The sequence below is a fragment of the Providencia sp. wls1914 genome (genome assembly GCF_009706645.1).
GTDB lineage: Bacteria > Pseudomonadota > Gammaproteobacteria > Enterobacterales > Enterobacteriaceae > Providencia > Providencia zhijiangensis.
In genome coordinates, this window is sequence record NZ_WLUN01000004.1 from 92,047 (window position 1) to 107,215 (window position 15,169).

Annotated in this window: 8 protein-coding genes and 2 pseudogenes; 7 read left to right on the forward strand and 3 right to left on the reverse strand. The window is 45.2% G+C overall.

Features of this window, described 5'->3' with window-relative positions; genetic code table 11:
- Positions 1–100 precede the first annotated feature (100 nt).
- The gene (gene mrcB, locus GKR74_RS02640; protein ID WP_154602415.1) at positions 101–2,647 is read left to right on the forward strand and encodes a bifunctional glycosyl transferase/transpeptidase; all 2,547 of its coding nucleotides are present in this window, start codon (positions 101–103) and stop codon (positions 2,645–2,647) included.
- A gap of 317 nt (positions 2,648–2,964) precedes the next feature.
- Here the strand turns inward: mrcB and hemL are convergent, their stop codons facing one another.
- Entirely contained in the window at positions 2,965–4,254 is a 1,290-nt protein-coding gene (hemL, locus tag GKR74_RS02645; RefSeq protein ID WP_154602416.1) for a glutamate-1-semialdehyde 2,1-aminomutase, read from the reverse strand.
- A 237-nt stretch (positions 4,255–4,491) separates the two neighbouring features.
- Here hemL and erpA point away from each other — a divergent pair, with 237 nt between their 5' ends.
- Positions 4,492–4,836 carry an iron-sulfur cluster insertion protein ErpA gene (gene erpA / locus GKR74_RS02650; RefSeq protein ID WP_132496746.1) on the forward strand — a complete coding sequence of 115 codons (345 nt, stop codon included), beginning with the start codon at positions 4,492–4,494 and terminating at the stop codon, positions 4,834–4,836.
- A 223-nt stretch (positions 4,837–5,059) separates the two neighbouring features.
- Here the strand turns inward: erpA and btuF are convergent.
- Together btuF and mtnN are read right to left on the reverse strand one after the other, a co-directional pair.
- A pseudogene (gene btuF / locus GKR74_RS02655) lies at positions 5,060–5,884 on the reverse strand (vitamin B12 ABC transporter substrate-binding protein BtuF).
- A gap of 95 nt (positions 5,885–5,979) precedes the next feature.
- Entirely contained in the window at positions 5,980–6,672 is a 693-nt protein-coding gene (mtnN, locus tag GKR74_RS02660; protein WP_154602418.1) for a 5'-methylthioadenosine/S-adenosylhomocysteine nucleosidase, read from the reverse strand.
- Between the two features lie 131 nt (positions 6,673–6,803).
- Here mtnN and dgt point away from each other — a divergent pair, with 131 nt between their 5' ends.
- The 5 genes and pseudogenes from dgt to pyrG all read left to right on the forward strand — a co-directional run bounded on the left by dgt (position 6,804) and on the right by pyrG (position 15,161).
- Positions 6,804–8,336, forward strand: a complete 1,533-nt coding sequence (gene dgt / locus GKR74_RS02665) for a dGTPase (protein ID WP_154602419.1) — start codon at positions 6,804–6,806, stop codon at positions 8,334–8,336.
- A gap of 205 nt (positions 8,337–8,541) precedes the next feature.
- Entirely contained in the window at positions 8,542–9,873 is a 1,332-nt protein-coding gene (gene rlmD / locus GKR74_RS02670) for a 23S rRNA (uracil(1939)-C(5))-methyltransferase RlmD (RefSeq protein WP_154602420.1), read from the forward strand.
- A 16-nt stretch (positions 9,874–9,889) separates the two neighbouring features.
- Positions 9,890–12,121 carry a GTP diphosphokinase gene (gene relA / locus GKR74_RS02675; protein WP_154602421.1) on the forward strand — a complete coding sequence of 744 codons (2,232 nt, stop codon included), beginning with the start codon at positions 9,890–9,892 and terminating at the stop codon, positions 12,119–12,121.
- A 242-nt stretch (positions 12,122–12,363) separates the two neighbouring features.
- Positions 12,364–13,176 (forward strand): annotated as a pseudogene (gene mazG / locus GKR74_RS02680) (nucleoside triphosphate pyrophosphohydrolase).
- 347 nt (positions 13,177–13,523) lie between these two features.
- Positions 13,524–15,161: a glutamine hydrolyzing CTP synthase gene (gene pyrG / locus GKR74_RS02685; protein ID WP_154602423.1), complete on the forward strand. Its 1,638-nt coding sequence runs from the start codon at positions 13,524–13,526 to the stop codon at positions 15,159–15,161.
- Positions 15,162–15,169: the final 8 nt, after the last annotated feature.

Below are 15,169 nucleotides of genomic sequence, written 5' to 3' on the forward strand. Positions count from 1 at the left end.
ATTTACGCATCTGTAATTGTGCTTACGCACATGTCGTTATGTTTGCGCATACATAGTTAGATTTTAATGCCTATTTAGGTATAGGAGATATGGAGCGACCATGTCCGGTAAAGATTTTGAACCCATTGGCAGACGCAAAAGACGCGCTGCCGAGAAACAATCCTCCTCTTCACGCCGCCGTAGACGCCGCGATGATTATGATGAAGATCTGTATGATGACGAAGATATTGATGATGAATATCTTGATGATGAAGACGATGAAGAAGAGCAAATGACCAAAAAAGGCTCAAAAAAGAACAAACCTCGCAAGAGTAAATGGCGCTGGTTCTGGCTGCTAGTTAAATTAATGCTGGTACTCGCAGTGATACTGGCGGCTTACGGTTTTTATCTAAACCAACAAATTAAAGAGCGCCTTGATGGTAAGGTGTGGGACTTGCCTGCGGCAGTATACGGACGCATGGTAAACCTTGAGCCGGGTATGGATTACAGCCAAGCTGAAATGACCAACCTGCTTGAAGGGATGCAGTACCGTAAAGTCAGCAAAATCACCACATCCGGTGAGTTTGTGGTGAAAGGCAATACCATTGAAATTTTGCGTCGCCCATTTAATTTCCCAGACCAAAAAGAGGGGCAAGTCCTCGCGCGTCTGGTGTTTGAAAATGGCATGCTGAGCAAGATTGAAAATATTGAAAATGGGCGCTCGTTCGGTTTCTTCCGTTTAGATCCGAAACTGATCACCATGATGCAATCTGCGAATAATGAACAGCGTTTAGTGCTGCCAATGGCGGATTTTCCTGAATCCTTGGTGAAAATCCTCCTCGAAACGGAAGATAGAAACTTTTATGAGCATGATGGTGTTAGCTTATATTCTATCGGTCGTGCGGTGGTGGCGAACGTCACCGCGGGTCGCTCCGTGCAGGGGGGAAGTACCTTAACGCAGCAGTTGGTGAAAAACCTATTTTTAACCAACGAAAGAACCCTGAAACGTAAAGCTAACGAAGCCTTTATGGCATTGATTTTAGACTACAACTACAGCAAAGAACGCATTCTTGAGCTGTATTTGAATGAGGTCTATTTAGGGCAAAATGGTAATGACGAAATTCGCGGCTTCCCGCTGGCGAGTTTGTATTACTTTGGCCGACCAATTAATGAGTTAAGCTTTGACCAACAAGCATTGCTGGTGGGAATGGTGCAAGGTGCATCGACCTTTAACCCGTGGACTAAGCCACAAAATGCGATTAAACGCCGTAACATTGTACTTAAAATCCTCGAAACCCGCGGTGTTATCGACAATGAGATGTACCAAGTTCTGAGCGCTCGACCACTCGGTGTGAAAAACAAAGAAGGGTTAGTCGCATCTCAACCCGCGTTTATGCAGATGGTGCGACAAGAGCTAAGTGAGAAGCTTGGGGATAAAGTTAAAGATCTCTCTGGTGCGAAAATCTTTACGACCTTAGATCCTGTGGCGCAAACGGCGGCGGAAAATGCAGTCGAGTTCGGCGTGGCTGATTTACGTAAAGCACGTAAATTGGATGATATCGAAGGTGCCATGGTGGTGGTTGACCGTATTAACGGCGAAGTGCGTGCAATGGTCGGCGGCTCTGATCCACAATTCTCAGGCTTTAACCGAGCGTTGAATGCCCGTCGTAGCATTGGTTCTTTAGCAAAACCACCAGTTTATTTAACGGCATTAAGTGAGCCAGACCGCTTCCGTTTAAATACGTGGCTATCCGATGAACCACTGACCATCAAAGTCGGTAATCAAAGCTGGAGTCCACGAAACTATAGCCGTAACTTCAATGGCCGTATGATGCTGGTGGATGCATTAGCGAAATCACAAAATATTCCAACCGTAAACTTAGGGATGGAAATTGGTCTCGACCAAGTGATGAATACGTTTATCCGCCTGGGTGCACCAGAAAGTGCGATGGAAAAAGTGCCTGCGATGTTGTTAGGTGCGGTGAACTTAACGCCAGCTGAAGTGGCGCAAGTGTACCAAACCATTGGTGGCGAAGGTAATCGTGCAAAATTATCTGCATTACGTTCAGTGATTGATGGTGATGGCAAAGAGCTGTATCAAAGTTACCCATCCGCAGAGCGTGCCGTACCATCTCAAGCCGCTTATTTAACGCTGTTTGGTATGCAGCAAGTGGTACAGCAAGGGACTGGGCGCGTATTACTGAATAAATATGGTAAATACAATCTGGCGGGTAAAACGGGTACCACCAACGATCTGCGTGATAGCTGGTATGCGGGTATCGACGGTAAGGAAGTGGCTATTGTCTGGGTCGGTCGCGATAACAACGGACCAACACAGTTAACAGGCTCAACAGGGGCATTACGTGTTTATCAGCGCTATTTAGATAACCAAACGCCACTGACACTTATCAACCGAGCGCCAGAAGGGATAACCGACATGCGCGTCATGATGGATGGCCAATTTAGCTGCTCTGATTTAGGTGGCGGCAGAATGTTGCCAGTCTGGACAGAAGATCCGCAAAGCCTATGCCAAGGATCAGCATCGCAAGATCCGGCGTGGAATTTGAATGGGAATGGTGAGGCTCCGCAAGAGGATACTGCCCCGGACTGGGTCAAAGATATGTTCGGCGATTCTCCGTCCAATTCTCCGTCATCCCGCACGCCGTAGCGTTGTTGGCTGCACTCGCTAACCCTAGTCACATACTTGTGTATGCTCCTAGGGCTTAGCTCACTTGCCGCCTAGCTGATTCTCCGTCATCCCGCACGCTGTAGCGTTGTTGGCTGCGGTCGCTAACCCTAGTCACATACTTGTGTATGCTCCTAGGGGGTAGCTCACTTGCCGCCTAGCTACAGCGCACGGGATTTAGGAGAATGGTGAGATAAGCAGATAAGTTTTAAAAAGATAAAACAAACAGAAAATAGATAAAAAATAGGCGCCGTCTTATGTAGATGGCGCCTATTTTTTTGAGCGGTTTATTGCGGGGATTATTCGGCTTTGATTTTTGCCAGTGCAATTTCCGCGGCATCGATGGTGCGCTGGATATCTTCATCGCTGTGGGCGACAGACATAAAGCCCGCTTCGAATGCAGATGGTGCTAAGTAAACGCCTTCTTCTAACATGTAGTGGAAGAATTTCTTAAAGCGAGTCACGTCGCATTTCATCACGTCTTGGTAGCAAGTTACAGACTCAGCGTCAGTGAAGAACAGACCAAACATCCCGCCCACATGGTTGATTACCATTGGCACGCCTTGTTCTTTAGAAACACGGGCTAAGCCACGAGCCAGCTTATCGGTCAGTTCTGTTAAGCGTGCATGAACTCCCGGTTGAGAGACTTCATTTAAGCAGGCTAAGCCAGCTGCCATCGCGACAGGGTTACCAGAAAGTGTGCCTGCTTGGTAAACCGGGCCGATAGGCGCTAATTTTTCCATCACTTCATAGCGACCGCCAAAAGCACCCACTGGCATACCGCCACCGATGATTTTACCTAAACAGGTTAAATCCGGTTGTACGTTGTAGTGATCTTGAGCGCCACCGAGTGCAACACGGAAGCCAGTCATCACTTCATCGATGATCAGCAGTGCATTGAATTCATCACATAATGCACGCAGACCCGGCAGGAATTCTGCGGTTGGTGGAACGCAGTTCATGTTGCCCGCAACAGGTTCAACAATCACACATGCCACTTCTTCAGGGTAGTTTTCGAAAGCTTGGCGTACAGAGGCTAAATCGTTGTATGTGCAAGTTAATGTATGCTTAACGAAATCTTCAGGTACGCCCGGAGAGTTAGGCTCACCCATGGTCAGTGCACCGGAACCTGCTTTCACTAATAGGCAGTCAGCGTGGCCGTGGTAGCAACCTTCGAACTTAATAATTTTATCTCGACCTGTATAACCACGAGCAAGGCGGATCGCGCTCATGGTGGCTTCAGTGCCGGAGTTAACCATACGGATCATATCGATAGATGGCACTAACTCACACACCAGTTTTGCCATTTCCACTTCAGCAGCCGTTGGCGCACCAAAGCTTAAGCCTTTATTGACTGCTTTAATCACCGCATCGCGGATAGCCGGATGGTTGTGACCCAATACCATTGGACCCCAAGAACCCACATAGTCAATGTAAGCTTTGCCATCGACATCATAAATGTAAGCGCCATCAGCGCGTTCGATAAATAACGGAGTACCACCCACACCATTAAAGGCGCGAACAGGGGAGTTAACACCGCCAGGGATCAGCTGTTGGGCTTCATTATATAATTCTTCGGAATGGTGCATTGCAGGGCTCCTGAAAAGAGACTAAATAAAAAGTTGCCGCTATTCTAAAGCACAAGGGCGATTAAACCAATGCTATCAATCACAATGATGGATCAATCATAAAGATGAATAGTAACTCTGTGCTCAATTGTGTAACAACACTTGAACCAATGAGTCAGGTGACGGATAATTGAGAAATTGATCTAAGTAGGCTTTGCCTTACCTATGAATTTACCGGTCACCGGTCTGGAGTAATAAATGAGTGATGATGTAGCTCTGCCTCTGCAATTTACCGATGCAGCTGCAACCAAAGTCAAAGACTTAGTTGCCGATGAAAATAACCCAAATCTGCGTCTGCGCGTCTACATTACGGGCGGTGGTTGCAGTGGCTTCCAATATGGTTTTACCTTTGATGATCAAATCAACGAAGGGGATATGACCATTGAGAAACAAGGCGTTGCACTGGTTGTAGACCCAATGAGCCTGCAATATTTAGTGGGTGGAAGTGTGGATTATACGGAAGGGCTGGAAGGGTCGCGCTTTATTGTGACGAATCCTAATGCCAAATCTACATGTGGTTGCGGTTCATCCTTCAGCATCTAAAATTTTTCGTCATATTTTTCGTCATATTTCAAGTTGTGACTGTGTTGGCTTCATTCGTCAACCCTAGTCACATACTTGTGTATGCTCCTAGGGATTTCCTCATTTGCCGCCTTGTCACACCTCGAACTATTTAGAAAAATCCTGCTGTATTCTCAAATTCTCAAATTCTCAAATTCTCAAATTCTTAAATTCTTAAATTCTTAAATTCTTTAATTCTTAACGTCTACTTCTTTATTTTTCAGTTTGGTAGAGCGTTTAGCTGGTTGCATAGCTGCTCGGTGGCATTGATGATGCGGGGGCCGGCGCGGTGGAACCAATCCTCATTTAAGCGAATGATAGGGACATTGAGTTGAGTGCCCCAGAAAGCTTTGACGGCATTTTCTTGCTCTGGTGAGCCGGTCATGATGATGGCATCGGGCTTGCGGGTGAGAACTTGCTCACGGCTGACTTGAGGCCATTGGACTGCGCTGTTTTCAAAAACATTCTGAGCACCGCAAGTCTTAACCACATCATTTTGAAGGGTATGATTACCAGCGCTAAATAATGGCTGAGTGCCGAGTTGGATAAATAATTGCTTAGGTTTCTTATTAGTATCTAATTTATCTTTTTGTATCTTTAGCGCGCTGCGCATTTGGCTGATATTTTTCTCTGCCACTTCAGGACGAGGGCTGTATTGTGCAAGTTCCTCCAATGAGGCGATAACGCCATCAATGCTTTGCGGATCAAAATAGACAATTGGAATCCCCAACGACGCTAGTTGATCTAATGGTCTCTGTGGGTTACCGCCTCGCCACGCTAAAATCAAATCCGGCTTTAAGGCAATAATTCGCTCCACATTTAACCCTTGCCAATCCGCAACTTGCTCAAGCTTTTTGGCAGAGTCGGGATAATCGGAATAGGCGCTCACGGCAACTAAGCTATCTCCCAATCCCACGGCATAAGCCAGTTCAGTATTAGCTGGCGATAAACTAATGACTCGGGATTTGGGGGCGGCGAATGCACTATTGATTAGGGTTAAGAAAAATAGAAAACCAATCAGTGAGCGCATGAGTTTGGTCGTTAGATTCATAGCATTACTTCACAAAGAGGTATTAGAAAAGGCATAAATGAAGGTCAGTTATGCCTTAGAAAGTGAGAAATAAATTACGCTAATGCTGTGACAATCGCAGCAACCATTAGGGATGATTGACGTGCGGCGACAGGTAAGAATTCATCAAAGCTGGTGTGAGACTCTTTATCCGCCACATCTGAAATTGCACGAACCACCACAAAAGGCACGTTAAACTGGTAGCAGACATGACCGATAGCCGCAGCTTCCATTTCAACGGCAGCAACGCTTGGGAATGTCGCTTTGATACGCGCTAAAGGCTCGGCACCATTGATGAATGCATCACCACTGCAAATCAAACCACGCACTGCGTTCATATCTAGCGCTTTGACACATTTTTCGGTTGTTTCGATTAATTTTGCATCTGCAATAAATGCAGGTGGGCACTGTGCCATTTGACCGGGTTCATAGCCAAATGCGGTGACATCCGCATCGTGATAACGTACTTCTGTAGAGACAACAATATCCCCAACATTTAAACGAGGATCTAAACCACCCGCTGACCCCGTATTGATCACCACATCTGGTTTACAGTGTTCTAACAGTAAAGTAGTACCGATTGCCGCTGCGACTTTACCGATCCCTGATTTTAATAAGGCAACATCAACGCCGTTCATTTTTCCAGTGTAAATTTCACAGCCAGCAAGGCTTAATGTTTGGCAACCTTCAATTTTTTCGCGTAGGGTCGCAACTTCTTGCTCCATCGCACCTATGATACCGATTTTCATTATGTCATACTCACTGTTGATTAATTAGACACTTATGTCGTAGATGGCTAAAGTGTAACATCGAAAGGTGGGTTTTCCTCTGCCTTTTCTTTGAGGATTTAGGAATAAAACGGTAAGGCGCAGAGGCTAGCATGGCGGAAAAAGAGATTAATTTTGTTAAGAAGCTGAGTTTTCAACGTAACTATATGAGCAGCGGGAAAAATCAAAGAGTCTCACCCGATGATGAAGATGCCGTAAACCGTCTATTTGAAAGTGACCGTGGGCGGATTATTAATTCGGCAGCCATTCGTCGCTTACAACAGAAAACCCAAGTTTTTCCCCTTGAACAAAATTCCGCCGTACGCAGCCGTTTAACCCATTCTCTTGAAGTTCAACAAGTTGGGCGCTACATCAGCAAAACGGTGTTGGGTGAATTGAAAAAGAAAAAATTGCTTGATGAATATGGGTTAACCGACCGTTGTGATGCCTTTGAGAGCCTCGTAGAAATGGCGTGCTTGATGCATGACATTGGCAACCCGCCGTTTGGGCATTTCGGTGAAGCCGCGATTCAACGCTGGTTTAGTAAATTATTAGCACCAGACTATTTGTTCACGCCTGAGTCTGAAGACCCATGTAAAATTAAAGCGTTGCAACTGACGGGTAATGAAAAACAGGACTTATTTCGCCGCCAGTTGAAGCGGGATTTATGTTCATTTGAGGGGAATGCGCAAGGGCTGCGTATGGCTCATCGCCTATTGAAGCTGAATTTAACCTACGCCCAGATTGGCTCTATCTTAAAATATACTCGCGGCGCCTATGATCTTGAACCTATTCCTCCAGAGTTTGATTATTTAATGAAAAAGCCAGGCTATTACTGGTCTGAAGCGGATTTTGTCAGCGAGCTCAGTAAAAAACTGGAGATGGACAAATATTGCCGTTTTCCTCTCTCCTATATCATGGAAGCGGCGGATGATATTTCTTATTGTATTGCGGATTTAGACGATGCAGCAGAAAAGGGCATTTATACCGTTGAGCAGCTAATTGAGTACCTAAAAGCAGAGTGGGGCGAGGTAAAATCTGGGGATCTCTTCGATCAAACTATTTTGCGGGCATTCAATAATATCAGCGATAACCACACGAGGCGCATTCAGCAAGATCAGTTTTTCATGTATTTACGCGTCAATATTACGGGAAAGCTTGCACATTACAGTGCTCAACGCTTTATTCAAAACCTACCTGAAATTTATCACGGTAGCTTTAACAGCGCGTTACTTGAAGATAAAAGCCAAGAGCATCGCCTATTAAAAGCTTTAAAAACAGTGGCGTTTAAGCATGTGTTTAATCACCATGAAGTGGAAGAACTAGAGCTACAAGGCTACCGAATTATCAGCGGATTATTAGATGTTTACAGCCCACTGTTGATGATGGATAAAGAGGATTTTGCAGCATTAGTGGCGCAGAATTATCATAAACACTTTTTTATCGAAACTCGCCTATTTCATAAGTTATCGAATAAACATCGACTCTCGTATAACGAAGCCTTAGAAAAAATTTCAGTCACCAGCGATGCGGATAAATCGATGTTAGAGTTTTATTATCGAGCCAGACTGATTCAAGACTACATTAGCGGAATGACTGACCATTATGCTTATGAAGAGTATCGAAAATTTATGGTGACAAATTAATGCTGATAAAAAAAGTCAGTATATAGCGTGACAAAAAAACTAAGTGGTCACTAATTTCGGTAAAAAAATGCTATGATAGCCCGCTAATTTGTCTACCCAATTATCAGGCAGTCGCAGTGATAAAGTAAGCCGTTATACAGTAAATATGGGCTTACCAACCTGTGGCTTGAAATAGAAATTATTTAACCCCGTTTAGTGACTACTTATGGCCCAATTTTACTCGCCAAATCGCCGCACCACCCAATGCCGTCAAATCACGGTTCATGTCGACAGTCTAGATGCCGCAGGGCAAGGCGTAGCTCGCCATGATGGCAAAGCCATATTTATCACTGGTTTATTACCAGGGGAAGAGGCGCAAGTCGAACTGACTGAAGATAAACGCCATTTCGCGAAAGCCAAAGTCATTAAACGCCTCAGTACTAGCCCGCAACGTGTGAAACCCCGCTGCCGTTATTTTAATCAATGTGGCGGATGTCAACAGCAGCATGTGGAAATTGGGCTTCAACGTGAAAGCAAAGCGCAGGCTTTACAGCATTTAATCGGGCGCGAAACTGGGTCTGTATTGCCTCCTATTTCGGTGATTGGCGGTGAAGAATATGGTTATCGCCGCCGCGCGCGTTTGGGACTGCAATATCAAAATAAATCCAATCACTTAATGATGGGGTTTCGCCAAACGCAAACCAATACGCTGGTGGACATTAAAAGTTGTTCTGTATTACACGCAGAGCTCGATGCGCTGCTAGCGCCACTGTCCAGTTGTTTAAATCAGTTATCGATTGCTAGTAAATTAGGGCATGTAGAGCTAATTCACGGGGATAACGGTAATCTTATCCTGTTACGCCATTTAGCCCCTGTTGACGCATCTGATAGAAAATGCTTGCTAGAATTTGCCAAATCTCATGAGCTTAGTATTTGGTTAGCGGGGAATGAAGGGCAATTATTGCCGCTTGAGATTGACTCCGCGTTACCTGAATATCAGGTGGCGGGTGAAACCTTGCAATTTAGCCCTGCCAATTTTATTCAAGTGAATGGCGAAATTAATCAGCACATGGTGGCGCAAGCCTTAGCATGGTTAGATCTAAGCCCAGAAGATAGGGTATTGGATCTTTTCTGTGGGATGGGTAACTTTACGCTGCCAATTGCCCGTTTAGCAAAAATGGCGGTTGGTGTTGAAGGTGTTGAAAATTTAGTCACTCAAGCGAGAAATAACGCCCAGCGCAACTCAATTGAGAATGCGGCGTTCTATAATGAGAACTTGGAAGAACAGATCCACACTCAGCCGTGGGCGCAAGAAGGTTTTAATAAAGTGCTGCTAGATCCTGCTCGAGCAGGTGCCGCTGGTGTAATGGAACATTTAATTAAACTGATGCCAGAAAAAATTGTCTATGTTTCTTGTAATCCAACAACGTTAGCAAGAGACAGTAAAGTTCTGCTTGAAGGCGGGTATCAGTTATCTCAATTGCGGATGTTGGATATGTTTCCGCAAACTAGTCATCTGGAATCTATGGCGCTATTTGTTCGTAGCCCAGAGGTGTAACAGGTAGGGAGAATATATGGTTGCAGTAAGAAGTGCGCATTTAACCCCAGCAGGTGAATTTGCCCCCGAAAAGTGGGTTAATGATTTGGGTTTGAATAACAAACAATCAGAAGAAAAACTCATCCATACCTGGCAGTATTGTCACGATAAATTATCGGGGCAGGATATTGCGCCTCTGCTACTGTGGCGCGGCATTGAAATGACCGAAATTTTATCCACGCTCAGTATGGATATCGGTAGCTTACAAGCTGCGTTACTGTTCCCTCTGGTTGAAGAGGGAAAACTCGACGAACAATCCGTTATTGATGATTTTGGTCAATCCATTCATGCGCTGGTAAAAGGCGTGATTGAGATGGACGCCATCCGCGAACTTAAAGCCACACAATCTAACGAAACCAGTTCCGTACAGGTGGATAACATCCGCCGTATGCTGCTGTCGATGGTGGAAGATTTCCGCTGCGTGGTCATTAAACTCGCCGAGCGTATCGCCCATTTACGGGAAGTCAAAGATGCCAGCGAAGATGAACGCGTCTTAGCAGCGAAAGAGTGTTCCAATATTTATGCGCCGTTAGCAAACCGCTTAGGGATTGGACAATTAAAATGGGAATTAGAAGATTTCTGTTTCCGTTATCTGCACCCGGATGAATACAAAAAAATTGCGAAATTGCTGCATGAGCGCCGTATTGACCGTGAAGAGTACATCGACAATTTCGTCAGCACATTGCGCAAATATATGCTCAAAGAGCAAATCCAAGCGGAAGTGTATGGCCGACCAAAACACATTTACAGTATTTGGCGCAAAATGCAGAAGAAATCCTTAGCATTCGGCGAATTATACGATGTGCGTGCGGTGCGTATCGTGGTTGAACGCCTGCAAGATTGTTATGCGGCGCTGGGGATTGTGCATACCCATTTCCGTCATTTACCCGATGAGTTCGACGACTACGTTGCGAATCCAAAACCCAATGGTTATCAATCGATTCATACCGTGGTTTTAGGGCCAAATGGCAAAACCTTAGAAATTCAAATTCGTACCCGCCAAATGCATGAAGATGCTGAGCTGGGCGTTGCTGCGCACTGGAAATACAAAGAAGGCGCAAGTGGTGTTGGTAAAGGCAGCAGCTACGAAAACCGTATTGCATGGCTGCGTAAACTGATTTCATGGCAAGAAGAGATGGCAGATTCTGGCGAAATGCTGGATGAAGTCCGTAGCCAAGTGTTTGATGACCGTGTGTATGTGTTTACACCAAAAGGCGATGTGGTGGATTTACCAACAGGTTCTACACCACTCGATTTTGCTTATCATATTCACAGTGATGTCGGACACCGCTGTATTGGGGCGAAAATTGGTGGGCGCATCGTGCCATTTAGCTACCAATTACAGATGGGTGACCAGATTGAAATCATCACCCAGAAACACCCAAACCCGAGTCGTGACTGGCTCAACCCTAACCTCGGTTACGTGACGACCAGCCGCGGACGGGCGAAAATTCAAAACTGGTTCCGTAAACAAGACCGCGATAAAAACATTCTGGCGGGGCGTCAAATCCTCGACAGCGAATTATCCCATCTGGATATCAGTTTACGAGACGCAGAGAAACAGTTGATTGCTCGCTATAACGTGCACTCACTAGATGAAGTGTTAGCGGGTATTGGCGGTGGTGATATTCGTATCAACCAATTGGTTAACTTCCTACAAGCTAAGTTTAATAAAGCGACCGCAGAGGAAGAAGATCGCGCGGCGATGAAATCACTGGAGAATAAATCTGGTGTCCCAAGAGCACCATCCCATGGCAGTGGGCGCGTGGTGGTCGAAGGGGTCGGTAACCTGATGCACCATATTGCGCGTTGCTGCCAGCCAATTCCGGGAGATGAAATCGTCGGCTTTATTACCAAAGGTCGCGGAATTTCGATTCACAGTGCGGATTGTGAACAGCTTGCCGAGCTGCAAAGCCACGCGCCAGAGCGTGTGATCGATGCCGTTTGGGGTGAAAACTACTCGAGCGGTTACTCGTTGGTGGTAAGAGTCATAGCCAATGACCGCAGCGGATTACTGCGTGATATCACGACGATTTTGGCGAACGAAAAAGTCAACGTGTTAGGGGTAAGCAGCCGCAGCGATGTGAAGCAGCAGCTCGCCACCATCGACATGACCATCGAGTTATATAATATTGAGGTGCTGGGACGAGTTCTCACGAAGTTAAATCAATTACCGGATGTGATCGAAGCCAAAAGGCATTCTTCCTAATTTTCTTCATATTTTGGCGCGCAGCGTTGTTGGCTGCGCGCGCTCGCCCTAGTCACATACTTATGTATGCTCCTAGGGTCTTGCTTACTTGCCGCCTAGCTGCACATCCAAACTATTTTGAAAATACCCTCTCCGTCGTTTACTGAACGAAAACTTAAAAGATTTAGCGTATTTAATTTAATTTGGTTAAGGTATCAACCTCATTAAATCACTATGTAATTATTTTTTGATAAGGGTTAAATATGCAGCAGGGCAATAAACAAATTGAACGGTTACTCACTATTATGGCGCGTTTGCGCGACCCGCAAAATGGCTGCCCGTGGGATACGCAACAAACGTTTAAAACCATTGCCCCTTATACCCTTGAAGAAACCTACGAAGTCCTAGACGCCATTGAACGAGAAGATTTTACCGACTTAAAAGGCGAGTTGGGGGATCTCCTCTTTCAAGTGGTGTTCTACGCGCAAATGGCACAAGAGCAAAATCTCTTTGATTTTGATGATATTTGCCAAGCTGTCAGCGACAAACTTGAACGTCGCCATCCTCATATTTTCGACGAAAACAACCAGCTCAGCAGCCAAGAAGCTATTGCGGGCTGGGAACAACGCAAAGCCAAAGAGCGTGCAGAGAAAGACCAATACTCAGTGTTGGATGATATCCCGAATGCACTTCCTGCCTTAATGAAAGCCTATAAAATTCAAAAACGTTGTGCCTCAGTCGGTTTTGATTGGGATACGCTGGGCCCTGTAGCTGGCAAAGTCACCGAAGAGTTAGCGGAAGTGATGGAAGAAGCCACTCAAGCAGTCGTGGATGAACAGCATCTTGAAGAAGAAATTGGCGATTTATTATTTGCGACCGTCAATCTATCTCGCCATTTAGGACACAAACCTGAGCTTGCCTTACAAAAAGCGTGCAGTAAGTTTGAGCGCCGTTTTCGTGAAATCGAAAGACGATTAGCAAAAACTGGCAAATCGACAGAAACTGCTACACTTGATGAGATGGAAGCATTGTGGGCGTCTATCAAATTAGATGAATGATTCAATCTAGACAGCTAAATTTTTGCAAAGAATGCTCGTCGATAATGATAGTCACGGATTGAAATAGTTATTCAAAATCAAACAATCGGCAAAATGATGTTTTTTCAGTGATAGATTAAGCTGAAAGGATTTAGCATTTACACAAAAATGTGTTAATCTTGCAAAACAGTTGAATAGCACCCTAGAAAGTGACTATTTATCAAACGATAAATATTTTTATTTTTAACTTGCTGATTTATTTAAGGTATTAATGAAAACTAGCCTTATTGCGCTTAGAACATTTGTAGGAGATTTAAGGTTCGGGTATACTGTTTTCCCGTCCTGTTATATCCATCATCTTTTAAACCTAAACGTTCAGGTTCAGCATGAAAACTAATTATATTTTTGTGACCGGCGGGGTCGTATCCTCTCTGGGTAAAGGCATTGCCGCAGCCTCCTTGGCGGCTATACTCGAAGCCCGTGGACTCAATGTGACCATTATGAAACTGGATCCCTACATTAACGTAGATCCAGGCACAATGAGCCCAACCCAACACGGGGAAGTTTTCGTTACAGAAGACGGCGCTGAAACTGACTTGGATTTAGGTCATTATGAGCGTTTTATTCGTACCAAAATGACACGTCGCAACAACTTTACGACTGGACGTGTTTATTCTGAAGTCCTGCGCAAAGAGCGTCGTGGCGACTACTTAGGCGCGACCATCCAAGTTATTCCTCATATCACTAATGAAATCAAAGATCGCATCATCCGTGGTGGTGAAGGTCATGATGTTGTATTAGTCGAAATCGGCGGTACAGTCGGTGATATCGAGTCTCTGCCATTCCTAGAAGCTATTCGTCAAATGGCTGCGGAAGTGGGCCGTGAGCGCACACTGTATATGCACTTAACGTTAGTGCCATACTTAGCGGCTGCGGGCGAAGTGAAAACAAAACCAACACAGCATTCTGTGAAAGAGTTACTGTCAATTGGTATTCAGCCTGATGTGCTGATCTGCCGTTCAGATCGCGTTATTCCTGCGAATGAGCGTGCGAAGATTGCCCTGTTCTGTAATGTTCCAGAAAAAGCGGTTATCTCTCTGAAAGACGCAGATTCAATCTATAAAATCCCTGGCATGCTGAAAGCGCAAGGTTTGGATGAGTACATCTGTAACCGTTTCCGCCTTGAATGCAAAGAAGCTGATTTATCTGAGTGGGAACAAGTTATTTACGAAGAAGCCAATCCAGCAGGTGAAGTTACCATTGGTATGGTGGGTAAATATGTTGAATTACCAGATGCATACAAATCAGTTATCGAAGCACTGAAACATGCAGGTCTGAAAAATCGCTTAACCGTGAATATTAAGCTGATTGATTCTCAAGATATCGAAACCCGTGGCGTTGAGCTACTCAAAGGTCTGGACGCGATTTTAGTCCCAGGCGGTTTCGGTTCTCGTGGTATTGAAGGCAAAATTCTGACGGCACAATATGCTCGTGAGAACAAAATTCCTTATTTAGGTATTTGTCTGGGAATGCAAGTGGCGCTGATTGAGTTTGCACGTAATGTTGCGAACATGAAAGATGCGAACTCCACTGAATTTGATGCAGATTGCAAATTCCCAGTTGTTGCGCTGATTACTGAATGGCGCGATGAAGATGGCAACGTTGAAGTGCGTTCTGAAGAGAGCGACCTTGGCGGTACGATGCGTGTTGGTGGTCAGCAATGTCATTTAACTGATGGCAGCTTAGTGCGCGGTATGTACGGCGCAGAAACGATTGTTGAGCGTCACCGTCACCGTTACGAAGTGAACAATCTGCTGTTGAAACGTATCGAAGATGCGGGTCTGAACATTGCAGGTCGTTCTGTGGATAATAAACTGGTTGAAATCATTGAAAATCCAAACCACCCATGGTTTGTGGCTTGCCAGTTCCACCCAGAATTCACTTCGACCCCAAGAGATGGTCATCCGTTGTTTGCAGGTTTTGTTAAAGCCGCTGGTAAGTACCAGAAAGGTGAGTTGAAATAAGATACGGG